Source organism: Campylobacter concisus (assembly GCF_015679985.1).
Classification (GTDB): Bacteria; Campylobacterota; Campylobacteria; order Campylobacterales; family Campylobacteraceae; genus Campylobacter_A; species Campylobacter_A concisus_AC.
On record NZ_CP049239.1, the window covers coordinates 1,422,305 to 1,445,551 of the forward strand.

Annotated in this window: 21 protein-coding genes; 14 read left to right on the forward strand and 7 right to left on the reverse strand. The window is 36.6% G+C overall.

Features of this window, described 5'->3' with window-relative positions:
- Window positions 1-50 precede the first annotated feature (50 nt).
- Complete coding sequence (gene fliR, locus G5B98_RS07155) at window positions 51-812, reverse strand: flagellar biosynthetic protein FliR (RefSeq protein WP_196086506.1); 762 nt, start codon at window positions 810-812, stop codon at window positions 51-53.
- A 4-nt stretch (window positions 813-816) separates the two neighbouring features.
- Window positions 817-2,280 carry a 2,3-bisphosphoglycerate-independent phosphoglycerate mutase gene (gpmI, locus tag G5B98_RS07160; RefSeq protein ID WP_196086507.1) on the reverse strand — a complete coding sequence of 488 codons (1,464 nt, stop codon included), beginning with the start codon at window positions 2,278-2,280 and terminating at the stop codon, window positions 817-819.
- Window positions 2,281-2,359: 79 nt separating this feature from the next.
- On the opposite strand from gpmI, the gene mraY reads away from it, so the two are divergent.
- The 5 genes from mraY to G5B98_RS09290 all read left to right on the forward strand — a co-directional run bounded on the left by mraY (window position 2,360) and on the right by G5B98_RS09290 (window position 8,523).
- Window positions 2,360-3,424: a phospho-N-acetylmuramoyl-pentapeptide-transferase gene (mraY, locus tag G5B98_RS07165; RefSeq protein ID WP_196088165.1), complete on the forward strand. Its 1,065-nt coding sequence runs from the start codon at window positions 2,360-2,362 to the stop codon at window positions 3,422-3,424.
- An 8-nt stretch (window positions 3,425-3,432) separates the two neighbouring features.
- Window positions 3,433-4,650, forward strand: coding sequence for a UDP-N-acetylmuramoyl-L-alanine--D-glutamate ligase (gene murD / locus G5B98_RS07170; RefSeq protein WP_196086509.1), 1,218 nt, complete (start codon window positions 3,433-3,435; stop codon window positions 4,648-4,650).
- Between the two features lie 144 nt (window positions 4,651-4,794).
- A complete protein-coding gene (locus tag G5B98_RS07175) occupies window positions 4,795-5,352 on the forward strand; it encodes a hypothetical protein (protein ID WP_196086510.1) in 558 nt (185 codons plus the stop codon).
- A gap of 92 nt (window positions 5,353-5,444) precedes the next feature.
- The gene (locus G5B98_RS07180) at window positions 5,445-7,922 is read left to right on the forward strand and encodes a hypothetical protein (RefSeq protein WP_196086511.1); all 2,478 of its coding nucleotides are present in this window, start codon (window positions 5,445-5,447) and stop codon (window positions 7,920-7,922) included.
- Window positions 7,923-7,980: 58 nt separating this feature from the next.
- A complete protein-coding gene (locus G5B98_RS09290; protein ID WP_198425252.1) occupies window positions 7,981-8,523 on the forward strand; it encodes a hypothetical protein in 543 nt (180 codons plus the stop codon).
- Window positions 8,524-8,594: 71 nt separating this feature from the next.
- Here G5B98_RS09290 and G5B98_RS07190 read toward each other — a convergent pair whose 3' ends face one another.
- A complete protein-coding gene (locus tag G5B98_RS07190; RefSeq protein ID WP_196086512.1) occupies window positions 8,595-9,626 on the reverse strand; it encodes a 3'-5' exonuclease in 1,032 nt (343 codons plus the stop codon).
- Window positions 9,627-9,689: 63 nt separating this feature from the next.
- Here G5B98_RS07190 and waaC point away from each other — a divergent pair, with 63 nt between their 5' ends.
- Genes waaC through G5B98_RS09665 form a run of 7 tightly spaced genes read left to right on the forward strand, consistent with a single transcriptional unit; the run spans window position 9,690 to window position 15,378 of the window.
- Window positions 9,690-10,664 carry a lipopolysaccharide heptosyltransferase I gene (gene waaC / locus G5B98_RS07195; RefSeq protein WP_196086513.1) on the forward strand — a complete coding sequence of 325 codons (975 nt, stop codon included), beginning with the start codon at window positions 9,690-9,692 and terminating at the stop codon, window positions 10,662-10,664.
- A complete protein-coding gene (locus G5B98_RS07200) occupies window positions 10,657-11,550 on the forward strand; it encodes a lipid A biosynthesis lauroyl acyltransferase (protein ID WP_084109522.1) in 894 nt (297 codons plus the stop codon). Before waaC ends, G5B98_RS07200 begins: the two co-directional genes overlap by 8 nt.
- Complete coding sequence (locus G5B98_RS07205) at window positions 11,544-12,248, forward strand: glycosyltransferase family 2 protein (RefSeq protein ID WP_084109523.1); 705 nt, start codon at window positions 11,544-11,546, stop codon at window positions 12,246-12,248. The genes G5B98_RS07200 and G5B98_RS07205 overlap by 7 nt, the downstream gene beginning before the upstream one ends.
- The gene (gene rfaQ, locus G5B98_RS07210) at window positions 12,245-13,306 is read left to right on the forward strand and encodes a putative lipopolysaccharide heptosyltransferase III (protein WP_196086514.1); all 1,062 of its coding nucleotides are present in this window, start codon (window positions 12,245-12,247) and stop codon (window positions 13,304-13,306) included. The genes G5B98_RS07205 and rfaQ overlap by 4 nt, the downstream gene beginning before the upstream one ends.
- A gap of 4 nt (window positions 13,307-13,310) precedes the next feature.
- The gene (locus tag G5B98_RS07215) at window positions 13,311-14,384 is read left to right on the forward strand and encodes a glycosyltransferase family 4 protein (RefSeq protein ID WP_196086515.1); all 1,074 of its coding nucleotides are present in this window, start codon (window positions 13,311-13,313) and stop codon (window positions 14,382-14,384) included.
- The gene (locus G5B98_RS07220) at window positions 14,381-15,178 is read left to right on the forward strand and encodes a polysaccharide deacetylase family protein (protein WP_196086516.1); all 798 of its coding nucleotides are present in this window, start codon (window positions 14,381-14,383) and stop codon (window positions 15,176-15,178) included. Before G5B98_RS07215 ends, G5B98_RS07220 begins: the two co-directional genes overlap by 4 nt.
- 59 nt (window positions 15,179-15,237) lie before the next feature.
- Window positions 15,238-15,378 carry a hypothetical protein gene (locus tag G5B98_RS09665; RefSeq protein WP_369008292.1) on the forward strand — a complete coding sequence of 47 codons (141 nt, stop codon included), beginning with the start codon at window positions 15,238-15,240 and terminating at the stop codon, window positions 15,376-15,378.
- A gap of 348 nt (window positions 15,379-15,726) precedes the next feature.
- Here the strand turns inward: G5B98_RS09665 and G5B98_RS07225 are convergent, their stop codons facing one another.
- From G5B98_RS07225 to G5B98_RS07235, 3 genes are read right to left on the reverse strand one after another with little or no spacing between them, the layout of a single operon-like run.
- Window positions 15,727-16,497, reverse strand: a complete 771-nt coding sequence (locus G5B98_RS07225) for a polysaccharide deacetylase family protein (protein ID WP_196086517.1) — start codon at window positions 16,495-16,497, stop codon at window positions 15,727-15,729.
- Entirely contained in the window at window positions 16,494-17,543 is a 1,050-nt protein-coding gene (locus G5B98_RS07230) for a glycosyltransferase family 4 protein (protein WP_196086518.1), read from the reverse strand. Before G5B98_RS07230 ends, G5B98_RS07225 begins: the two co-directional genes overlap by 4 nt.
- Before the next feature lie 3 nt (window positions 17,544-17,546).
- Window positions 17,547-18,575: a glycosyltransferase family 2 protein gene (locus G5B98_RS07235; protein ID WP_196086519.1), complete on the reverse strand. Its 1,029-nt coding sequence runs from the start codon at window positions 18,573-18,575 to the stop codon at window positions 17,547-17,549.
- An 86-nt stretch (window positions 18,576-18,661) separates the two neighbouring features.
- On the opposite strand from G5B98_RS07235, the gene G5B98_RS07240 reads away from it, so the two are divergent.
- Entirely contained in the window at window positions 18,662-19,831 is a 1,170-nt protein-coding gene (locus tag G5B98_RS07240) for an O-antigen ligase family protein (protein WP_196086520.1), read from the forward strand.
- Window positions 19,832-19,892: 61 nt separating this feature from the next.
- Here G5B98_RS07240 and uvrA read toward each other — a convergent pair whose 3' ends face one another.
- Window positions 19,893-22,721 carry an excinuclease ABC subunit UvrA gene (gene uvrA / locus G5B98_RS07245; RefSeq protein ID WP_196086521.1) on the reverse strand — a complete coding sequence of 943 codons (2,829 nt, stop codon included), beginning with the start codon at window positions 22,719-22,721 and terminating at the stop codon, window positions 19,893-19,895.
- A 173-nt stretch (window positions 22,722-22,894) separates the two neighbouring features.
- Here uvrA and G5B98_RS07250 point away from each other — a divergent pair, with 173 nt between their 5' ends.
- The gene (locus G5B98_RS07250; RefSeq protein ID WP_021091598.1) at window positions 22,895-23,179 is read left to right on the forward strand and encodes an NADH-quinone oxidoreductase subunit I; all 285 of its coding nucleotides are present in this window, start codon (window positions 22,895-22,897) and stop codon (window positions 23,177-23,179) included.
- Window positions 23,180-23,247: the final 68 nt, after the last annotated feature.

The window sequence follows — 23,247 nt, forward strand, 5'->3', positions numbered from 1 at the left end:
CCTTGAAGAGCTTGAGGCTGTATTTTATGATAAATTTCATTGCTATTTACTTAAAAAAATAGTGCTGGCATATCGTTTAAAATCTGCACCATCATATCAGTTATGATTTTTATAATGCCAGCTAAAATAGCTATCAAAACCGAAAAGCCGATACTTACCTTAATAGGATAACCAACGACTAATAAGTTAAATTGTGGCATAGTTTTCATAAGCATTCCAAAAATAGCATCTGAAAGTATAGAAAGCGCGATAATAGGAAAAGCCAGAACAAATCCAAACATAAAAAGATTTCCAAAAAGCTTTATAGCGTAGCTCATCACACCACTTCTTGGATAAAAATCTCCAAGCGGTATAGCAGAAAGTGAAGTGGAATAAAACTGTAATATCAAATGGTGCCCATCAAGCATCAAAAATGCAAGAAGTGCGATAAAATTTAAAATATTTGCGATCACTGGCGAATTTGTACCAGTTTGCGGATCAAGCACTGAAGCCATCGAAAAACCCATAATCATAGAGATCTGCTCGCCAGCCATTTGAAGTATAGCAAAAACGATATTTAGCAAAAGCCCAGCGCAAAGTCCAAGCATGGCCTCACTTAAAATTTCCATGATCAAAAAATTTATAGCATGCTCATGGGCGTGTGAGAGCGGGAAAAGTACAACACAAAGGGCAAAAACTAGTAAAGTTTTTACGCTAAGCGGGATTTGATTGTGAGAAAAAAATGGAAAAAATACGATAAGCCCACTAAGACGCGCAAAAAGGAGCATAAATATTATGACTTTATCCGCTCCAAAAAACTCGACTAGTTCCATCCTCTTATATTAACGCCTCGTCCATCTCAGCTGGAATTTCAAGCCCCATGATCTTTAAAACACTAGGAGCGATATTGTTTAGACCGCCGTTTTTTACTTTTTTTACGCCATCAGCCATCACAAAACAAAAGACATCATAAGTCGTGTGGTTTGTCAGTAGCTCACCGCTGCTATCACGCATCTCTTCGCAGTTTCCGTGATCGCTAGTGATGATCATCGCATAGTTTTTCTCTTTTGCTTTAGTGTAAATTTCTCCAAGAGCAGTGTCTACCGCTTCAACTGCCTTTATAGCGGCCTCATAGTTGCCAGTGTGCCCTACCATATCGCCATTTGCGAAATTTACAACGATGAAGTCTTGCTCGTCATCCATACCTTTTAGCACGGCTTTGCAAACCTCAGCAGCGCTCATCTCTGGCTTTTCGTCGTAGGTTTTTACTTTTGGACTAGGGATGAGCACCCTCGTTTCGTTGCTGGCTAGCTCCTCGACGCCGCCATTAAAGAAAAATGTTACGTGGGCATATTTTTCAGTCTCAGCCGTGTGAAGCTGCCTTAGTCCAGCCGCTGCTATGACCTCGCTTAGAGTGTTGTTTATCTTTTTATTTTTAAATAGCACTTCAAAATTAAAATTTGCGTCGTATTCGGTCATGGTGATTAGATTTTTGATAGCAAAAGGTCGCTCAAACTCACTAAATTTCTCCTCGCCCAGAGCCTGGCAAATTTCTCTTGCTCTATCATTTCTAAAATTTATAAAGATCACGCCGTCATCTTCGCCTATGCCTTTAAAGCCATTAAAGCTTGCTGGCTTTACAAACTCATCTGTCACGCCCTCATCGTAGCTTTTTTGTAGATACTCACTTGGCGATAAGCTGCTTAAATTTGCTCCATTTACCAAGCTATCATAAGCCTCTTTTACGCGCTCCCAGCGTTTGTCCCTATCCATCGCGTAAAATCTTCCACAAAGGGTCGCTACTTTAAATTTAGCTTCCAAGCTTTTTATGAAATTTATGCCACTATTTGGACTAACGTCGCGTCCGTCGGTGATAGCGTGAGCAAAAACTTCGCAACCATTTTTACTAGCAAGCTCGCACATACCATCAAAATGCTCCATATGTGAGTGCACGCCACCATCGCTATAAAGCCCTATGACGTGGATCTTCTTGCACTTTTTAAAAAGAGCTTTTAGGGCTTCATTTTCTGATATCGAGCCGTCAGCGAAGCTGCGTGAAATTTTGATCAAATTTTGATACAAAACTCGTCCGCTTCCTATGCACATATGCCCTACTTCGCTGTTTCCCATCTGCCCTTCAGGTAGTCCCACAGCGTTTCCAGAAGTTTTTATAAGTGAGTTTGGAATTTCTTTAAAAAATTTCTCGTAATTTGGCTTTTTAGCCGCCTCAAATGCGTTAAATTTACCGCTTTTATTAAATCCAATACCATCAGTTATTATTAAAATAGTTTTTTGACTCATTTTGAAAATTTATCCTTAATTTTAGATAATTTTTAAGGCCATTATACTAAAATTGCTTTTTTTAAAAATAAAGGCTCTCATGTTTTACTATATCTATGAAATTTTAAATTTTAATATCTTTCAATATATCACCGTCCGTGCTGGTATCGCTTTTTTCATCGCTTTTGCACTCACAACTTATTTGATGCCCAAATTTATCACTTGGGCAAAGGCAAAAAACGCCGCCCAGCCTATCTATGAGCTTGCCCCACAAACTCACCAAAAAAAGGCCAAAACGCCGACCATGGGCGGACTTGTCTTTGTCTTCACAGCCGTACTTTCCACGGTAATTTGTGCAAGGCTTGATAACGCATTTGTCTTAACATCTCTCTTTTGCCTAGTTTGCTTTACACTGCTTGGCTACAAGGACGATTACAGCAAAATTTTAGGAGCAAAAAACCACGCCGGCCTAAGCCCAAAAGCAAAGCTTTTTTTTCAATTTTTAATAGCCTTTGTTATTTCTATTTTTTTATATGCAAGTCACGAGCTTAGCACCGAGTTTTATCTACCTTTTTTTAAGCAACCTATTTTGGATTTAAGAATTTTTGCCATTTTCTTTTGGACACTAGTCATAGTCGCTGCTTCAAATTCGGTAAATTTAACAGACGGGCTTGACGGGCTAGCTACAGTGCCATCTATATTTTCGCTTCTAACACTTGGCGTTTTTGCTTACATCTGCGGACACGCTGTTTTTAGCTCATATTTACTCTTGCCAAAGATCATAGGCGTTGGTGAAAGCGTTGTTGTCTCTTCAGCCCTAATTGGTTCATTGATGGGCTTTTTGTGGTTTAACTGCCATCCAGCCGAAGTCTTTATGGGCGATAGCGGTAGTTTGAGCGTTGGAGCATATATCGGTTTTATGGGCGTTGCGACAAAAAATGAAATTTTACTTATCATCATCGGCCTCATCTTTGTTGTTGAGACTCTAAGCGTTATCTTACAAGTGGGCAGCTTTAAAATTTTCAAACGTAGAATTTTTCTCATGGCGCCTATACATCACCATTTTGAGATAAAAGGCTGGGCGGAAAATAAGATCATCGTTCGCTTTTGGATCATCGCACTTTTAGCAAATCTAATCGCACTAACTGCGCTAAAGATCAGATAAGGAAAGTCATGAGAAAATCGCTATTTGGCTACGGTGGCACGATAAAGGCGATCGCAAAGAATTTCACAAAAGACGGCCTTTGGGATATCTATGATGATAAATTTAGTGAAATTTCAAAAGATGAGTTTGGCAACACTCTTTTGCCAGTTAGCGAATTTGATCCAGCAAAAAGCAGCCTAGAGATACCAAGTCCGGGTATCCCGCCTCATCACAAGCTTATTAAAAAAGCTAGAAATTTGGTAAGCGAGTATGACTATTTTTATGAAATTTATAAAGAAAATCTGCCATTTAATATCTGGATAAGTGGCACAAACGGCAAGACTACGACCACAAAGATGACGCAGCACCTACTAGAGAGCAAGGGCTCAGTCATGGGCGGTAATGTTGGTATCGCACTAGCAAATTTAGATCCGCACGCTAAAATTTGGATACTAGAGACTAGCTCATTTACCCTGCACTACACAAAGCGCGCCGCACCAGGTATCTACGTGCTTTTGCCCATCACTCCAGATCATCTAAGCTGGCATGGCGACATGAGCGAGTACGAAAAGGCTAAGCTAAAGCCGCTTGCTAGCATGAGCGAAAGCAGCGTGGCGATCGTGCCTGAAATTTACGCCAATACGCCAACAAAGGCAAAAGTGATCGCTTACAAAGACGAGAGCGATCTGGCTAAATTTTGCGGTGTAAGCGTAGATGATATAAATTTCAAAACGCCATTTTTACTTGATGCACTGCTTGCATTAGCGGTGGAGAAAATTTTATTTGACCGATGCGATGTCGCGCTTTTAAATACCTTTGTTATTGAAGCAAACAAGCTCGAAGAATTTAATGATAAAAATGGCAGAATCTGGGTCAATGACACAAAAGCGACTAACATAGACGCGAGCATACAGGCCGTTAAACGCTACAAAGATCATTTCATACATCTAATACTTGGTGGCGATGATAAGGGTGTTGATATGACGCCACTTTTTGAAGGCTTAAAGAGTTTAAGAGTAAAAATTTACGCCATTGGCTCAAATAGTGACAAACTCATGAAATTAGCGACTAAATTTGGCATACCGGCTTTAAAATGCGATTTTTTACAAAATGCTGTCAATGAGATAAATAAAGAGCTAAAGACTAGCGAGATAGCGCTTCTAAGCCCGGCAGCTGCAAGTCTTGATCAGTTTAAGAGCTATGCCGAGCGAGGCGATAAATTTAAAGAGTTTATAAAGGCGCTTTAAATTTACAAGCCCTTTTAAATAGCCTTGTCAAAAATAAAAACATACAAATTTATGTTTTTGACATAAATTTTTACTATAAAGTTTTATTGTTGAATACTTTTTAAGTTTGTGCTAATATTTAGCAAAAATTTCCAAGGAAGTTTAATGCCTCTAACGCCCAGAAATGATGTAAATTTTAAAAGGACTTTAATAGATATTATAAAATTTTCATATGACAATGATATAAGCAGACCATTTATATCTAACAACAAACTACTCATTGGATATGGCTTTAGTCTAAAAGATGATATAGAACTTATTTGTGCTCAAATTTATAAAAACAACAAAGACAAAGTCATAAAAGATGTCAAGCGAGCTATTGCTAACACCGCGAGTACGACTACCATAGAAAAGATAAATACAGATGAACTTTTTAAAAAGATAAATGACGCCGCAAAAGAGGCTTATACAAAGTCTGGAAGTGCCGATACTTTGCCTGAGTTTGAATTTAGCTCGGAAGATCAACTAAATGCCATCTTGGAGCAAAAGCTTACGCCGCTAATCCAAGAGATAAATCAAAAATTAAACAACTCGCCACTTAAAAATTTACAAGCCCTTTCACTTACTTCAGATACGCAAAACAGCCAAATTTCAAGAGAGCATGTCGCACTTTTAGCACTTCTTTATATCAGCAAGAAAAGTAATATTGATCCATCCCTCTAGCAAGCCATATCAAAAGCAAAAATCGTTTTAAGGCCTGGTTTTGGCTAGCATATGAGAGCTTTAGTGATGAAGTAAGCAATAAAATATCTCTTTTGCGAGAAAAAATTTCAAATCAGTTTGGGCTTTATGAAAGTGATGAACAAAATGTTAATTTTGCCGAGTGCATAGATGTTTTTAGTCATTTAAATATATCCAAAGCAAAATATAAATTAAAAAATCAAAACAATAAAGAGATCATCCAGAACGTCACTCATTTAGAATTTATAAAGCTTCAAGAAAATGGATCAAATTTAAACGCACCAGGTACATCAAAATGTGAGGCATTATTTCAGCCATTTGTTACAAAGATAAATTCTTTATTAAGTACTCAAAGTACAAAGACCTTTAACCTTGAAAACATATACTGCGTAAATTTAATCAGCTCAAATGCTTCAAACACTTCAAGAATAAATAAGCTTTTAAGGCAAAGAGAGGAGGAATTTTACAAACAAGAAAATATACTCTTGCTATGTCCAAGAAAGATGACAACTCCTATTAGAGTCTTTCAATCTAAAAAGAGCGAATTTACCGTTGTGCTAGCTAGTCAGACTCCATTTGATTGCAGCGAGCTAAACCCAAAAGAGCTAAATTCTAGTAGGCCAAACTATGGCAAGGTAAATTTATGCGAGCTAATACTTACTGACTTTAAATTTGACTCTTACGAAGATAGTAAAAATGAAGAGATAAAATTTAAAAATGCAAAGAGCAAAGATACGGTAATACTCTATCAAGAAAACAAAAATGAAAAAGATAAGATAAATGGTGCTACCTTTACTAGCATAAAGCAAAATAGCGATGATATAGAGTATAAACTAGAAGATGGCGTTATAAGTATGAAGTACTTTGAAGACCAAACGTCCAAAAACAAACACCTAAATTTCTCTTTATTAAATTTCGCTAAAGAGAATAACTTTACCCTAAGAGATGATAAAGACTCAGCTATGTTTGATATAAAGCTTCGTCTAGCTCATGGCAATAATGTAGTGCCTACATCAGCATCAAGTTCAGGTCTTACTCTTACAATAAACAATCTCATCATTGAAAACGAAGATGGTAAGGCAAGTGAAGATATAGATAAGATATATCTTCATCACTGCTTTGATAAAAGTATATATGAGAGTATATCTTTAGTAAAAAATGAAGACTCAGATATCAAAAACTCATATACAGCTACATTTAATATCCCAATAGATAAAGAGAATAAAGGAGATACTAAATTTATACTTTATTCAAGTGATCTAAGTAAAGTTTATAGCACTAAAGATATTCATGCTCACACTGATACAGCTGTAATATCTTTAGGATATCAAGATAAGAGTAGCTCTAACTTTTGCTATAGCAATAAGGTCTCGTTAAGAGATATAACAGATCATATAACAAATGTAATCTCTGATAGTGAGTATCCATTTAAGACAAATGAACCAATATGTTTAAAGGCTATATATAAACAAGAAAAAGGTAGTAAGAGATATAAAGAGATACTTTGGGGATATAAGGTCATAAAAAGTAAAGAGTATGATGAGCTATCCAAATCAAATCCAAAAGATGTAGTAGCTCTCAAAGATCAAAAAGGCAAAGAGATAACATTTAAAATTTCAGATGTTATACAAAAAGATGATCTAGATAAGCTAAAACAAGGTGGTCATACTATAGTATTTTTTGCATATCTTGAAGGTGATAAGGATAAATTTAAGTTTTATACAAGATATGGCAAAAACAATATAAGGATAGATATAAAGATACCTTTACATATTGGATTTAGTAATGATAAGCTAGTTATATATGAGTTTGAGCATGCTATAAAAGAGAAGGCATTTGATGCTAAATTAAAGCTTAGTGATGATAAAGACGATGCTTTAATAAAAAATGATAATTACTTATATATAAATAAAAATATCTCATCAAATGAGATAAGTATCTATGAAGATGATAAGCTAAGCAAAGAGTTAAAAAGTGATGAGAAGACAAATAAGAGCTATAAAATTTATGCAAAAAAAGAAAGCTCTAATAATCAGTCTAATGCAGATAAAGATGATAAGCTTGGTATAAATTTATTAAATAAAGAGAATATGGATAAATTTATTAACTCTTTTAATGAATCAAAGAGTTTAACTAGAGTAGATAAAGGTATGTGGAAAGATGGAGATGAGGGGGTTGGGGTTGATGTCAATAATAAGATATACAACATATTAATCGAAGGAACAATGGAAAATAGTAAAATGGGAAATGGACTTTTATATTTAAAAGAAAATGATGACATTATACTGTCCATTACAATGGTAGCTGGTGGATTTGGAAGCGGTGCTCCACAAAATGGAGAATATACAGTTGATACATATAGAAACAGAAGAAAAGACAAAGATTATAATCCTGGTATGAATATTCATGGAGTGGGTTTTAGTTTTAACCTAAATCCACAATTTAAAACTGAAAGATCACTTCTAAGAATTCATCCCGATGGTAACAGCAAAGGAACACTTGGTTGTATTGGAGTTACTGGCACCCAAAAAGAGCATTCATGCTACTATTAACATAAAAAATAATCCAAATAACTCTAAGCCTCCAAAAAAATTACAGTAAAGGAATAACATGACACGACATTTTTTAATACTATCTATAATTTTAGGTTTTCTAAATTTAACAGCTAGTGAAAATTTACCGCGCACAACAAGCATAGACAAAATCAAAGTAGGTAAAATTTTACCTACAAGTAATTTATCATCTAAAAAAATCAAATATTTCTTAGATGGCGAAAAGGCAAGCTTCATAAATTTATCAAGAACACAGATAATGACGCTCGATTTTTGTTGTGGTGGTAGCGGTGAAGTCCAAAGGATAAATGTCAAATTTTTTGATAAAAATTTGACTAAAGATTATATAAATTCCAGCAAAATAAAAGACTTCACTACAAATTCTGGCATCAAACTTGGTGACAAACAAGAGCAAATTTTAAAGAAGCTAGGTAAGCCAAACGATCTACAAGAAGAAAATGCCACCTCTATCGTCACCTACATCACTGAGCAAAACGAGAGCAACCTCTTGCAAGAATTTGACATGCCACTTTATTACGAGAAATTCATCTTTTCTAATGGAGTTTTAAAAGAGTATGAATTTGGATTTGAATACCCATGATATTCCGCGGATCAGGATATTAATTCCATAGAGTAGCAAAAGATATTTTACGGCCTAAAAGTATAGAATTTCTACTCTTCGTCCAAATTTATTTCAGGTAGTTTCTCTTCGGCAAAACTCTTATCTTTTTTGGCAGCTGACGCAACCTCACTCGCTTTTTTTAAAAGCCCATCAAGCCCTTGTCTTGCCAAACGCTCATTTAACTGCTCTGGCGTATCTTTCATACCATCAAGATCGCTAAAATCGTCAAATTCTTCATCGTCTTTTTTTTGGATCTTTATCTCGTAATCAAGCTTGCCATTAAGTCTAGCTAGCTCGTCGCTTATCGCAGTGCAAAAGACCTCGGTGTATCCTCTGTGAGCGCAGTGTTTGGCTAGAAATTCACTCATCACATTTAGGTGATTTATATAGTCATCTTGCAAGATATTTGCCTGCAAAAGCTCAAATTTTAAAAAGAGCCAGTAGGTGTTAAGCACGTCACTTTCGCAGTACTCGTTGATCTTATCAAGCTCGTCTGCGTAGTAGAGCTCAAGCACCTGATCGCCGTGCACGTCGTATTTGCCAGGTAAATTTAAGCTAGCACAAAGTGTATCAAGCTTTAGTCCTCTTACGCTTCCAAAATCGCTTATAAAATCAAGCAAATCAAGATGAAATTTAGGCGAATACCTTGCCCTATAATTTTCCCATTTATTTTTATTTAGCTCTTTGTTTTCGCTCTCGTAATATGCCGCCGCGTTTAGATTGTAGCGCATCGCACGTACCATTAACATCGGTAGGTCAAAGCCACGGCCGTTAAAGCTAACAAGCCTTGGGTTATAATCATTTATAAATTTTAAAAATTTAGCGATGATCTCGCGCTCGTCCTTGCCCTCCATCGTGCTAACCTTTAAAAATTTGCCGTACTCATCAGCCATTACAGCAGAGATCGCCACAACTCTATGAAACATCACAGGCAAAAACTCACTACCACTGGCCTCTTTTTGCAGCATCATCGCTTGTACGCTCACATCTTCGTCGCTCCCATCAATGCCGTAAATTTTTCTTATCAAATTTGCATCAGGTATCGTTTCGCAGTCAAAGACACAGATGTAACTTTTCGCCATTTTAGCCCTTTTTTAAGCATTTTTTTTTAAAATCATACCAAAAATTTATATCTAAAGTGATCAATGCAAAACAAAAATCAACTAAAAATAGCCATCGTCAAACTCTCAGCTCTTGGGGATATCGTGCACGCAGCTATTGTACTTCAGTTTATCAAAAAGCACTACCAAAATGCTCATATCACGTGGCTAGTTGATGCTCGTTTTGCAAGCCTTTTAAAAGATCATCCGCTTATCGACGAGCTAGTCGTTTTGCCGCTTAAACAAAGCTTTAAAAAGAGCTACAAGATACTAAAAACGCTTGGTAAATTTGACAAAGTGATCGATCTGCAAGGACTTTTTAAATCAGCCGTCGTCGCAAAAATAATAGGCAAGCAAACTTATGGCTTTAGCAGAGAGAGTGTCAAAGAAAAGATCGCAGCTAGGCTTTATAGACATAAATTTAAAATTGATTACAACGAAAATATAATCATTAGAAATTTATCGCTTGTAGCTTTTGCTCTAAATTTTAGCTTTGAAGCAAGTGAAATTTTAGAAAAAGTACCTTGCTTTGAAGCAAGTGAAATTTATAAAAACGAAAGTGGTAAAAAACGCGTTTTGATCGCTGCCTTTGCAAGCGAAGAGAGCAAAATTTATAACAAATTTAAAGATGTGATCAGGCTACTTGATGGATGCGAAATTTGCCTTTGCTACGGAAGTGAGAGCGAGAAAGTAAGGGCTGAGGCGATCATCTCAGGTACCTCGGCAAAGCTACTTGAAAAACTTAGCATAAAAGAGATGATAAGCCTCATTACAAGCTGTGATTTAGTAATTGGCAACGATAGTGGCCTAACACACCTTGCTTGGGCGATGAATAGGCCTTCTATCACACTTTTTGGCAACCGTCCCAGCCACAGAAATGCTTACATCACGGATAAAAATTTAGTTATAGATATGGGCAAGCAAATAGATGCCAGAAGTATCGATAAAAACGACTTTTGCATAAGAGAAATTTTCCCAGAAACGGTTGCAAATTTTGCAAAAAGGCTACTAAATGGATAGGCTCTATCTGGCTGGCTTTTATACTTTAAAATTTTTTATATTTTTACTGCCTAGTTCACTTAGAGATTTGCTTGCCAAATTTTTAGCGTTTGCGTTTATGAAACTTAAAAAAAAGAGATTTCATATCGTGATGATAAATTTAAATCTTGCATTTGGTGAGTCAAAAACCAAGGAAGAGAAGCTTGAGATCGCTAAAAAATGCTACTACAACTTTGCAAAATATCTTGGTATAAATTTCATCCTAAATCAAAATACAACAAAGCAAAAAGTGCTTGAAAAAGTTAGCTTTAAAAATGAACATAATCTGCTTGAAGCGCTTAAGCTTGATCGTCCGATTATCGTGACTACCGCTCATTTTGGGCAGTGGGAGCTTTTTAGCTTAGCAATGTCCGCTCGTTTTGGCGCAGTCTCAGTGCTTGGCAGAAAGCTTGATAGTAGCGTCATGGATAAAATTTTAAGAGCCAACAGATCGCAGTTTGACGTGGAGCTAATAGACAAAGATGGTGGTGCAAAAGATATCTTAAAAGCACTAAAAGCTAGGCGAATAGTGGGGATTTTAGTCGATCAAAATACATCTCCAAAAGATGGCATAAAGGTGAAATTCTTTGACAAAGATGTGCTTCACACACCAGCTGCAAGCGTACTAGCCCAAAAAACAAACGCACTAATAATTAATGCATTTATCTATCAAAAAGATGAAAATATAAGCGAAATTTGCTTTTCACTAGCCATTGATATAAATAAATTTGACAAAGAAGAGGCGGTACAAAAAGTAACTCAAATGCAGTGTAGCGCGTGCGAAGAGATGGTTAGAGCAAGGCCTGAAGAATACTTTTGGTTTCACCAAAGATTTAAGAGATTTTACGAAAATGAGTATAAATGCTAAGTGTCGTTATCTTAACTTTTAACAGCCAAAAATATCTGCAAGAAGTGTTAGAAAGTACAAATTTTGCAGATGAGGTCATCGTGGTTGATAGCGGCTCAAAAGATAGCACAAGGCAAATTTGTGATAGCTTTAGCAACGTGAGATTTCACGAGCAAGCATGGCTTGGATTTGGCGCACAAAAGCAAAAGGGCGTGGATCTAGCCAAAAACGAGTGGATCTTTGTGCTTGATAGTGATGAGGTGATCACGGATGAACTTAAAAACGAGATCATAGATACGCTAAAAGAGCCAAAATTTATGGCCTACAACGTAGCTAGGCTAAATTTTTTCTTTGGCAAAGCGATCAAAAATATGGGGCTCTATCCAGACTACACAGTGAGGCTTTTTAACAAAAATTTTGCCAAATTTGATGGCAGAGCTGTGCATGAAAAGGTCGTTTTAAATGACGGCTCACAAAGGCTTGGCGCGCTTAAAAATCACTTCTTACACTATGCATATGAGAGCATCGAGCAGTTTATAGCTAAGCAAAATCGCTACTCAAGCATGGGCGCAAAAAGAAATTTACTAAAGGCGCTTACAAGTCCAGCGTGGACATTTTTTAAGCTTTATGTGCTAAAAGGTGGCTTTAAAGAGGGCTTTGCCGGCTACATCATAGCTAGACTTTACGCTCAGTACACATTTTGGAAATATATAAAATGAAAATACTTGTGATTAAATTTAGAAACATCGGCGATGTGCTTTTAACAACACCGCTCATTGAAAATTTGCACCACTACTACCCAGATGCGACCATCGACTTTGCCCTAAACAAAGGCACAGAAGCGATGATAGAAGGCAATCCTTACATAAACAAAATCCACATTTACGATAGACAAAGTGCAAATTCTGGCTTTTTTAAAAAACTAATTACCGAGATAAAATTTATAAAAGCCATCAAAAAAGAAAAATACGATATGGCCATACAAACAACCACGGGGGATCGTGGTATCATCATCTCAAAATACGCAAAGATCAAAAAAATAGTAGGCTTTCTTGGCAAAAATCACTCAATAAATAAACTTCTAAACGTCAAGGCAAAATACTATGAAAATTTTTCACATACGATCGATCATAATCTAAACGCTTTAAGAGCTTTGGGGTTTGAACCGGTTAGCAAAAAGGTGAGCGTATTTTCAGACGAGAGCGTGGAGCATCTAAATCTACCAAAATGCTTTGTACATATGCATCTAACAAGCCGCTGGATGTTTAAATGCGCAAATGATGAGAGCATGGCAGAGCTCATTGACTACTGCGAAAATGAGCTTGGTGTAAAGGTCGTGCTAACAAGCGATAATAAAGAAAATGAACTTGAAAAGCTAGCAAGCGTACTAAAAATTTGCAAGAGTAAGCCTATAAATTTAGGCGGCAAGCTAAATTTGAAACAAACGATCGCCCTATCAAAGTATTCAAGCCTTTTTATCGGAGTGGATACAGCTATAATGCACATTGCCGCTGCAAATGATGTACCAGTCATAGCCTTTTTTGGTCCAAGTAATGCTTTTGAGTGGGGGCCTTGGGATAACTCACTTATGGAAAATGGCTACACAGCGCAAAATAGCATCCAAAGTATGGGCAAACACATCGTCTATCAAAAAGACTGGGACTTTGTGCCTTGCGACAAGGAAGGTATAGCAAAGCATGGCATAGAAAAGTCCTTGATGGATTTTAGCGACGAAATGCCAAAGATAAAAGCCAAAATAAAAGAAATTTTAGGATAGGCAGATGAATATTCTTCACACGCAGACACTTTTTAACTGGGGTGGTGAGCAAAACAAGACGCTAAATGAGATGCATTTTATGCGTGAGATGAGTCACAATGTCATACTTTTTTGCAACCCAAATTCTCAGATAGAAAGCATTGCAAAAGAAGAAGGCTTTAGTGTTATAGCACAAGAGATGAATAAGAAAAATTTTCATAAAAGCGTGCCAGCACTTTGTGAAGCAATAAGCTCAAACAAGATAGATGTCGTGATCACTCATGGCTCGACTGATAGCTGGGCTGGGGCAATTGCTGGACTATTTTACAGAAGCAAAGGCATTAAATTTTACAAGGAAAGGCATAATCTTTTTCCTATAAAAGGCTTTCTTTCAAAACTAATGCACAAAAGACTATTTGATAAAATTTTATACATCTCAGATAGTGTCAAAGAGTACCTGCTAAGCATCGGCGTTAGCAAAGATAGGCTAGTTTTTATGCCGAGTACGGTCGATGTGGAGGCGATAGATGCTACAAAAAGCACTTTTAGAGATGAGTTTAATATATCTCAAGATGAGCTAGTTATCGGTACATTTACTTCGCTTTACCGCAAGAAAGGTGTCTTTGACTTTGCAAGTGCAGCAAAAGAAATTTTAAAAGAGAAGGACGCCACAATAGTTTTTGCAGGAAATATCAGCGAAAGCACAAAAAATGAGATTGCCTCGATTTTTAGTAAAAAAGATAAGATTATATTTACTGGTTTTAGAAAAGACGCGGCAAATATCATAAAAGGCTTTAATATCTACGTCTTTGCATCGCACTCTGAGGGGCTTGGCACAGTTTTGCTTGAAGCAATGAGCTCAAAAGTGCCTATCGTGGTCTACAATAACGCGCCGATGAACGTGCTAGTTAAAGATAAAGAGCGTGGACTTTGTGCTAAAAATTTAGATGAAATTTCACTAAAAGAGTGCATTTTGGAGCTTATAAATGAGCCTGAAAAAGCCAAAATTTACTCACAAAACGCCTTTAAATTTGTGGATGAAAACTTTAGCCATAAAGCGCTAAAGGAAGCTATTAAAAATTTACTGGAGCAAAAATGAACTACCCAGTTTGCGTGCTAACGATGCATCACTGCAATAACAATGAAAACGACTTTGCCATTAAGCCAGAGCTATTTAAAAAAGCGCTTCTTATGGCGTTAGATGAGGGCTATAAATTTATAAACTATGCTCAGTTTAAAGATATAGCTAGTGGCCGAGTAAAAGCCTCAAGAAAGAGCATTTTACTAACTTTTGATGATGGGTATTTTGATAATTATAAATTTGCATTTCCTATCCTAAAAGAGCTAAAAATTCCAGCTGTGTGCTTTTTGATAACAGATAAGATCAAGGATTTTAAAAGGCAAGATTACGACTTTGCATTTAAAAAACATAAAGAGATCGATTATGATAAAGACGCGGAGTATTTTTTAAATTTAGACGAGATTAGGCAGATGCAAGAGAGCGGGCTTTTTGAGTTTGATAGCCATACAGCGAGCCACTTTTCTTGTAAAAGCAATGATGAAACAAAGTTAAGAGAGGAATTTTCTAGCTCGCTGGCTAAGATAAAAGAGCTATTTTCCGAAAAACAAGAATTTGGCTTTTGCTTTCCCAAAGGGCACTTTAACGAGCTTTCACTAAAAGTTGTAAGAGAGTATTATGACTTTGCTTTTAGTGTGATAGATGGTGGATTTTGCGCAGGAGATGATAAATTTAAGATAAGACGTATAGATATATCAAACAATGCAAAAAGCGAGAACGACTACATTTTTAGGATCAAAAAGAAGCTTTTTATCTATTCTACGCCGATGCTAGGAAATTTATATTCAAATTTTAGAAATAGAGGCTATAAATAATGCTTGAGGCATTAAACGAGGCTTGTAAAGAAATTTTAAAAGATAAAAAATGAGCCTTAATCGCTCTTACTGGGCTTCACGGCAGTGGCAAAAGCACACTTGCAAAACAAATTAGAAAAAATGGATTTAAAAACTTTAAACCTTATCAAGCCGCTGTAATCGACGATGATGTAATGAGTATAAATCTCTTTTTTATATGACCAATGGTAAAAATTAAAGTCGACCACAAAAATGAGATAATGCCGTTTTTTTAAATTTATCATGCCATTTGTAAAAGTCGTAATATACGTAAGCGCAAATCCACTCTTACGTATAAGTAAATGTGACATTCTTTGTATTTTAAACGCTGATGAAGAAGCTCGAATCGCTGGAATTTATAAAAGAAACTCGAGCAAGGATCCAAGCCAGTAATCAAAACAATGAGCATAAATTTAAACTAGAGTTCAAATCGCCAATAAAGCAAAATATATAATCAGAAGCGATTCTCCAGATATCACAAAAAACATATAGCCAAAAATAAGAAAATTTTTACCAATTAATTTAGTTCACTAAGACCTTATCGCCGCGTAGATAGAGCCTAAAATATTATTTTGATAAATAAACATAGTCTTTTTTAGCCATTTTTCATCACGTTTTGTAACAATGCGCTTTATCTCTTCAAGGTTGCCATCAGCTTTATTAATGCCACGTTTTGTAGTGAAAAATGCCTTATAACCATGCTTTTTGGCCGCTATTAGATACTCATCACTGTATTTACCACGCGGCCAGCAAAGCGCATCGTCCTCAAAGCCAAAATTTTTCTTCATAAATTCACGGCAAAGACCAAATTCCTCGTCCAAGCTAAGCTGCCCAAAATATCCATCAAAATGACCGTGCGTATGTGAGTGAAAGTAAAAACAATCGCTCATTTTCTCAATCTGCTCTAAATTTAATATCACATCTTGTGGCCTACTTGGAGCAAGCCTTTTGCACTCGTTGTGATCAACATTTAAAAAGTTAGCAGGCCTCATCTCATGTGCCTTTTGTGCCGCTTCTATCCAGCCAGTAATTATAAAGATATTTGCCCTTAGCCCAAATTCTTTCACGATAGGATAAGCATAGATGTAGTTGTCCATCCAGCCATCATCAAATGTTATGCAAACACTCTTTTTAGGCACTTCAAGCTCACCTCTTTTATATGCAATAAATTCATTTATGCTTAGCGTTTTATAGCCATTTTCAGCTAGAAATTTCATATGCGATTTAAACTCATCCACGCTACTAGTGATAAATCCGCTCTTTTCAAGCACGTGGTGATACATCAAAACTGGTACGCTCATTTTACAAGCTCCATATATAAATTTTGTGTGTTCTCTATCATTTTTTCGATACTAAATACCTCTTTTACGTACTCTCTGCCAAACTCACCCATCTGTTTTCTTAAATTTTCATCCAAAATGAGCCTTTCAAGCACCTTTTTTAGCCCCTCTTTATCGCCATTTTGAAATAAAAATCCACTCTTTCCGTCGCTTACTGCCTCGCCAAGACCTCCCACGTCGCTTCCGATGGTAGCCAGCTTACACGAAGACGCCTCAAGTAGCGCTCCACCGATGGCCTCCATATCTGAAGGTAACACACAAATATCAAGTGAGCCCAAAAAATCGCTCACATCGGTTCTGTTGCCGAGCATAAAGATATTTTTTTTATCTTTTATATACTCTTTTAGGTTCTCATTTTGAGGGCCGTCACCTACGATGAAAAGGGCTGACTTTTCTAAATTTAGCTCACTAAAAGCATCGATTAAGAGCTTGTGGTTTTTAGCAGCCCTTAGCACTGCCACAATACAAATTCCTACTACATCGTCACTTAGGCCAAATTCTTTTTTCATATTTATCTTAAATTCTGGTGTGTACTTTTGCGTATCAATGCCAGTGTAAATTTTTAGTACCTTCTCTTTTTTCACGCCTCTTTTGATAAGATCAGCACAAACTGAGTCACATACGCCTACTACTTTTGTACTTAGATTATAAGGCAAAGGCGATGTTATAGGCAGCTGCAAATGCCTAGTGCGAACCACACTAACGCCACAAATTTTGCCCACAAGCGCGCCTATGGTGCCGTCTTTACCCGAGTGAGTTGAGATTATTTTTATGTTATTTTGCCTTACAAATTTGCAAATTTTTAAAATTTCAAAGACATTGAAAGACTTTTTGAGATCAAACTCAACAAATTCACACTCTATTTGCTTCTCAAAGCTCTTTGAGCCAGGATTTAGGCCGTAAAAAACCTTAAATTTGCTCTTATCTAGTCCATTTATCACACGCTGAGTACGGTGTTCCTGTCCGCCAAATCCTAAGGAGCTTTCAAGCTCAAGTATATTTATCATTTTCTACTCTTTAAATTCTTTCATTTTTTTATTTGATAAAAAGCCATTTATTGTATTAAAGATTTTTAAAATTTTTGATACATTTTCGTACGATCTTACATTTTTTAGCACTTTAAGCAAAATTCTCTGTTTTAGTCTAAGTTTTGAAAAACCAGCTGAGTTTATAATGCTATCAATATCTTCATAAAAAAGATCAAGTGCCTTTACATAGCTACTATTTTTTAGATTTGGTCTCGCCGAAATAGCTGGCATATAGACGCTTTTTATCTTTTTAAATTCTAGATCAGGCACCATTTCAAGAGCTAAATTTTTGTTTTTTAAAATTGAGATTATATCGTCATAAACAAATTTATGATCCATCACAGCTTTTAGCTTTTCAAAACCAGCAGTGTTGTTGTCTCCGATCTTATAATAATAAAATGCCTTATTTAACTTTACAAGAGTTTTTGAAGCGATAACATTTCTCACTATAGCGTGAAAATCTTCAGCTTGTGTGATTCCAACTGGAAATAAATTTTCTTTTAAAATTTCAGTCCTAATCGCCTTATTTGCCGCATTATGCAAAACTTTGTTATGTCTTGAAGCTAAAAGCTTTTTTAGATACTCATTTTTATAGATTACACCATCCTCTTTTGTCTCAAAATCCTTAAAAAGGAGCTTTTTATGACCATAGACCTTACACATATCTGTTATCACTATGTCGGCATCAAATTTTTCTGCGATATCATAAGCACTTGAAGCATAATCTTTTTCCACATAGTCATCAGCATCTACGCAGATAGTATATTTGCCACTAGCTAGCAATATACCGTCATTTCTGGCAGCACTGACACCAGCATTGCTCTTTGTTTTTAATATTATTTTATCTTCATATTCTTCTAATATTTCTAGCGTATTATCAGTACTTCCATCATTAATAACTATAATCTCAATATCATCCATGTCTTGAGATATAAGCGAATTTAAACAATCCCTAATGTGCTCTTTTTTGTTAAAAACAGGCACTACAAAGCTTATCTTCACATCAGGCACGATACTTCCTTTTAATTTTTGTTTAATTGTATATTATTTTTAGTTCAGCAATGATAAAATGTCCACTTAAAATTTAAAGGATCTGCATGAAAAACGACATCGTGTCTAAGCTCTACAATCTTTTTTTAGTTATTGTCTTATTTACGCTACCAGTAACTGAGGGCTTAAAGCAAATTTCACTTACACTTTTTGTCTTGGCTGGAATTTATATTTGCGTCAAAGAAAAAAGGCAATTTAAATTTGATCTCATAAATATCTCGCTTTTTATCTTTGTTTTGGCTACTTTTATAAGTTGCCTTGTAAATGGAGTTTCTGCATCAAGAGCGCTTGATCCGCTAAGGTGTATGCTATTTTTCTTTGTAGCCAGAAGTGTTGGCATAGAAAAAATAAATTTTAAATTTTTATTTTTTGCCTTATTTGCTGGTTTTATCGTTGCATTTATTCCAGCTTGTGTTAAGAAATTTACTTCAAGTGATCCGACTGCACTTTTTGAGCTTAAATCAATAGGACACGTAAATCATAGCGCTATTTTTATGCTACTAGTTTTTTGTGTAGCATTAGTTTCGATAAATAGCAAAGAAATTTTTGAAAAGTATATAGGCATAAGTGTTGCCGGAATTTGCGTCCTTGGAATAATGATAGCTGGCTCTAGAGCTACAATGTATCTTTTACCAATCATTATTTTTACTTACTTGCTTTTTGAAATTTTAAATAAACAGATAAAAATAAAATTTTTATTAGGCTTGATAATTTTGTTTAGCATAATAGCTATTTCTTATATATATATATCAACGAATATCACTCAAGATGATAGATTGTATAGTCAACTAACAAAGGGGGTTACTGGATCAGAGACTAGATATCCAATCTTTGCTAGTGCATTTTATACGTGGTTAGACCACCCTTTATTTGGGATAGGTTCTGGTGAGTTTAAGATCATTGATATAACAAAATATTTTCCAGGCAATGTTGAAGTTCACGTTAGTCACGCACACAATACCTTTTTAACATTTTTAACAGAAAAGGGTATCGTTGCCTTGCTTGCATATTTGGTATTTCAACTATCACTCTTTATAAAATTTATTAAAAATTTTAGACAAAATAGCATAGTTTTTCTTGCGCTTTTAATGCTTATGGCTAATAATATAATTTCACTTGCAAATACAACATTTCACCATGAAAATGCACTTTTAATGCTACTATTTTGGGCCCTAGCTTTAAGTGCGATAGATGAAAAATCGACCTTAAAAATTTAGTTAATACTGCAGTACATATCAACCGTTTCAAATTTTACAAAGAAACGGTTGAACAAAATTTTTATTTTTTCTTCATCTCCTCAAGCTCTTGCGCTAGAAATTCTCCAGTGTAGCTGCCAGTTTTTTTATAGTTTTTAGCTACTTCTTTGACGTTGCCACAAGCGATCACTTTACCGCCCTTTGCGCCGCCTTCTGGTCCCATATCTACGATATAGTCGCAGTTTTTGATAACATCCATATTATGCTCGATCACAAAGACTGAATTTCCAAGATCAACTAAGTGATTTAGCACCTTTACCAGCCTATCAACATCTGCAAAATGAAGTCCTGTCGTTGGCTCATCAAGGATATAAAGCGTATTTCCAGTGTCACTTCTACTAAGCTCTTTTGCTAGCTTCACGCGCTGCGCCTCGCCGCCACTAAGTGTGACTGCGTTTTGTCCAAGCGTGATGTAGCCAAGTCCCACGTCTTGCAGCGTAGTGAGCTTTGAAGCGATCTTTGGCACAGCCTTGAAAAACTCAACCGCCTCATCTATGCTCATATTTAGCACCTCGGCGATATTTTTGCCTTTGTATAAAATTTCCAAGGTCTGAGCGTTATATCTAGCGCCATTACAAACATCACAAACCACGTTGATGTCAGGCAAAAAGTGCATCTCGATCATGATCTCACCCTCGCCTTGGCACTTCTCGCAGCGCCCGCCCTTGACGTTGAAGCTAAAGCGCCCTATTTTATAGCCTCTAAGCTTGGCCTCTTTAGTCTGCGCAAACAAATTTCTTATCTCATCCATCACGCCAGTGTATGTCGCTGGATTTGAGCGTGGAGTGCGGCCGATCGGGCTTTGATCGAGGTATATAACCTTGTCTAAATTCTCAAGTCCGTTTAAATTTACCCCAGCTATTTTTTTCACTTTTTTAGCTCTATTTAGCTGCTCCTGCGCCTCTGGAAGCAAGGTCTGAAGCACTAGCGAGCTCTTGCCAGATCCTGAGACACCAGTGATACCAACTAAATTTCTAAGCGGAAATTTAGCGGTTAAATTTGAGATATTGTTGATATTTACATTTGAAATTTCAAGCCACTTCTCAGCCTTTCTATTTTTTTGATAGTCGATCTTTTTCTTACCATTTATATATTGTGCGGTCTGGGTGTCTGAGCTTAAAAGCTCTTTTGCCGTGCCTGCAAAGACCACATTACCGCCAAATTTACCAGCTCCAGGGCCGATATCTACGATAAAATCAGCCTCTTCTATCGTCTTTTTATCATGCTCGACGACGATTACAGAGTTGCCTTTAGCTTGTAAATTTCTAAGTGTTTTTATGAGTTTTAATGTATCTCGCTCGTGAAGGCCGATGCTTGGCTCATCAAGCACATACATGACGCCACTGAGCCCACTTCCTATCTGGCTCGCGATCCTGATGCGCTGTGCCTCGCCACCGCTGATCGTCCTAGCATCTCGTCCAAGCGACAAGTAGCCAAGTCCCACGTCGTACAAGAAGAAAAGCCTCTCGTTGATCTCTTTTAAGATAGGCTTTGCGATCGCCTTGTCGTAGTCGCTAAGATAGGCGAAATCTTTCTCGTTTGAAAAAAATGCGGTGCAGTTTTCTATGCTCATATCTAAAATTTCACCAATCCCAAGACCAGCGACCTTGACTGCTAGACTTTGAGGCTTTAGCCTGTGACCGTTGCAAGCATCACAAATTTTCTCGCTCATATACTCGTCAAAGTCTTTATAATCCTTCAAAAGACCATGTGAAATTTTAACAACACCATCAAACTTTCTAAGTAGTTTATTTCGTTTCCAAAAAAACTCAACTTCTTTGACATTTCCATATAAAACAAGCCTCTTTTCATCTTCACTTAGCTCATAATATGGCTTTTTGATATCGATGCCATTTTGCTCACAAAAAGCAAGTAAAAATTTATAGTAATAGCTCATGTTATAGCCATAAAGCAACTTGATCGCACCGTTTTCTATCGACTTTTCCTCATCGATGATCTTACTCATATCTAGGCTATATCTTATGCCAAGTCCGTCGCAGTGCTCGCAAGCACCCTTTGGTGAGTTGAAGCTAAAGCTTAGCGGCTCAAGCGGCGTAAATGAAATTTTGCAGTCAAAACAAGCCATGTGCTCGCTGTAATGTATAAAACTCTCTTTAAGTCCTAGTTCATCAGCATTTGCAATCTCTATCTCGACCTCGCCAAAGCTCTCATTTAGCGCCTTTTCAACGTCGCTTGCAAGGCGCTCGTGATTTTGCTCATCGATAGCGATCCTATCAACGATGACCTTTATCGTGTGTTTTTTCGTTTTAGCTAGCTCGATCTCCTCATCAAGCCTCACCACTACGCCATCTATCTGTGCCCTTACAAAGCCTTTTTGGCGTAAATTTTCTATCAAATCCGCCCATGTACCCTTTTTCTCACGCACTAGTGGCGCATAGATGATCACTTTTGCTCCAAGTGGGAGCTTTGAAATTTCATTTATGATGTCGCTTGCACTCATTTTTGAGATAGGTTTGCCACATTTATGGCAGTGCTGCACGCCAACCCTTGCGTATAAAAGCCTTAGATAATCATAAATTTCAGTGATCGTGCCAACCGTTGAGCGAGGATTTTTTGAAGTTGTCTTTTGATCGATCGCGATTGCAGGCGTTAGACCCTCGATCTTATCGACATCCGGCTTACCCACACGGTCTAAAAACTGCCTAGCATAGCTGCTAAGGCTCTCCATGTATCTGCGCTGCCCCTCAGCATAGAGCGTGTCAAAGGCTAGCGTGCTCTTGCCGCTTCCGCTAAGACCGGTAAAAACTACTAGTTTGTTTTTTGGGATTTCAAGGTTTAAATTTTTAAGATTGTGCTCTCTTGCACCAGTTATTTTTATAGTATCATTCATTAAATTTATACGACCTTTTTAAAATTTTAATCTGTAAATTTAGTCTAAAAGTGATAAAAACTTTATAAAGTAGTTTATAGAAATTAAGCGTGCTGTGAAAATTTAAGAGTATATTTATATCATTTTCAGTTTTTTTTGATATTCTACGCCAAAATTTTATTTAAGGAGAAAAAATGTCTGTAAAAATAACTGATATATGCATAAGCTGTGGTTCATGTATTGATGAGTGTCCAGTTTCAGCCATCGTTGATGATAGCGACAACCCAACTGGTGCAGATACATACTATGTTTATTCAAATAAATGCGTTGAATGTGTAGGCTATAACGATGAGCCAGCCTGTGCATCTGCCTGTCCAACTGACGGTTGTATCGTATGGGACGCTGTTGTAGCAGGACAACCTTCTCGCGATCAGATCGGTGCTGATGCACGCAATGGCTCTATTCCAGTTATTCAATAAATTTATATTTATAAATTTTAGGCTCGATTTGAGCCTATTTTATTTTTAAGCTTTATTTGATATAATTG

Excerpts from the sequence above, each read along its gene's own strand:
- G5B98_RS07240 (WP_196086520.1), top strand. The coding sequence starts at position 18,662 with ATGAAAAACGACATCGTGTCTAAGCTCTACAATCTTTTTTTAGTTATT.
- G5B98_RS07230 (WP_196086518.1), bottom strand. The coding sequence starts at position 17,543 with ATGATAAATATACTTGAGCTTGAAAGCTCCTTAGGATTTGGCGGACAG.
- uvrA (WP_196086521.1), bottom strand. The coding sequence starts at position 22,721 with ATGAATGATACTATAAAAATAACTGGTGCAAGAGAGCACAATCTTAAA.
- waaC (WP_196086513.1), top strand. The coding sequence starts at position 9,690 with ATGCAAAACAAAAATCAACTAAAAATAGCCATCGTCAAACTCTCAGCT.
- G5B98_RS07250 (WP_021091598.1), top strand. The coding sequence starts at position 22,895 with ATGTCTGTAAAAATAACTGATATATGCATAAGCTGTGGTTCATGTATT.
- G5B98_RS07225 (WP_196086517.1), bottom strand. The coding sequence starts at position 16,497 with ATGAGCGTACCAGTTTTGATGTATCACCACGTGCTTGAAAAGAGCGGA.
- gpmI (WP_196086507.1), bottom strand. The coding sequence starts at position 2,280 with ATGAGTCAAAAAACTATTTTAATAATAACTGATGGTATTGGATTTAAT.
- G5B98_RS07200 (WP_084109522.1), top strand. The coding sequence starts at position 10,657 with ATGGATAGGCTCTATCTGGCTGGCTTTTATACTTTAAAATTTTTTATA.
- G5B98_RS07205 (WP_084109523.1), top strand. The coding sequence starts at position 11,544 with ATGCTAAGTGTCGTTATCTTAACTTTTAACAGCCAAAAATATCTGCAA.
- fliR (WP_196086506.1), bottom strand. The coding sequence starts at position 812 with ATGGAACTAGTCGAGTTTTTTGGAGCGGATAAAGTCATAATATTTATG.
- murD (WP_196086509.1), top strand. The coding sequence starts at position 3,433 with ATGAGAAAATCGCTATTTGGCTACGGTGGCACGATAAAGGCGATCGCA.
- G5B98_RS07220 (WP_196086516.1), top strand. The coding sequence starts at position 14,381 with ATGAACTACCCAGTTTGCGTGCTAACGATGCATCACTGCAATAACAAT.
- mraY (WP_196088165.1), top strand. The coding sequence starts at position 2,360 with ATGTTTTACTATATCTATGAAATTTTAAATTTTAATATCTTTCAATAT.
- G5B98_RS09290 (WP_198425252.1), top strand. The coding sequence starts at position 7,981 with ATGACACGACATTTTTTAATACTATCTATAATTTTAGGTTTTCTAAAT.
- rfaQ (WP_196086514.1), top strand. The coding sequence starts at position 12,245 with ATGAAAATACTTGTGATTAAATTTAGAAACATCGGCGATGTGCTTTTA.
- G5B98_RS07190 (WP_196086512.1), bottom strand. The coding sequence starts at position 9,626 with ATGGCGAAAAGTTACATCTGTGTCTTTGACTGCGAAACGATACCTGAT.
- G5B98_RS07215 (WP_196086515.1), top strand. The coding sequence starts at position 13,311 with ATGAATATTCTTCACACGCAGACACTTTTTAACTGGGGTGGTGAGCAA.
- G5B98_RS07175 (WP_196086510.1), top strand. The coding sequence starts at position 4,795 with ATGCCTCTAACGCCCAGAAATGATGTAAATTTTAAAAGGACTTTAATA.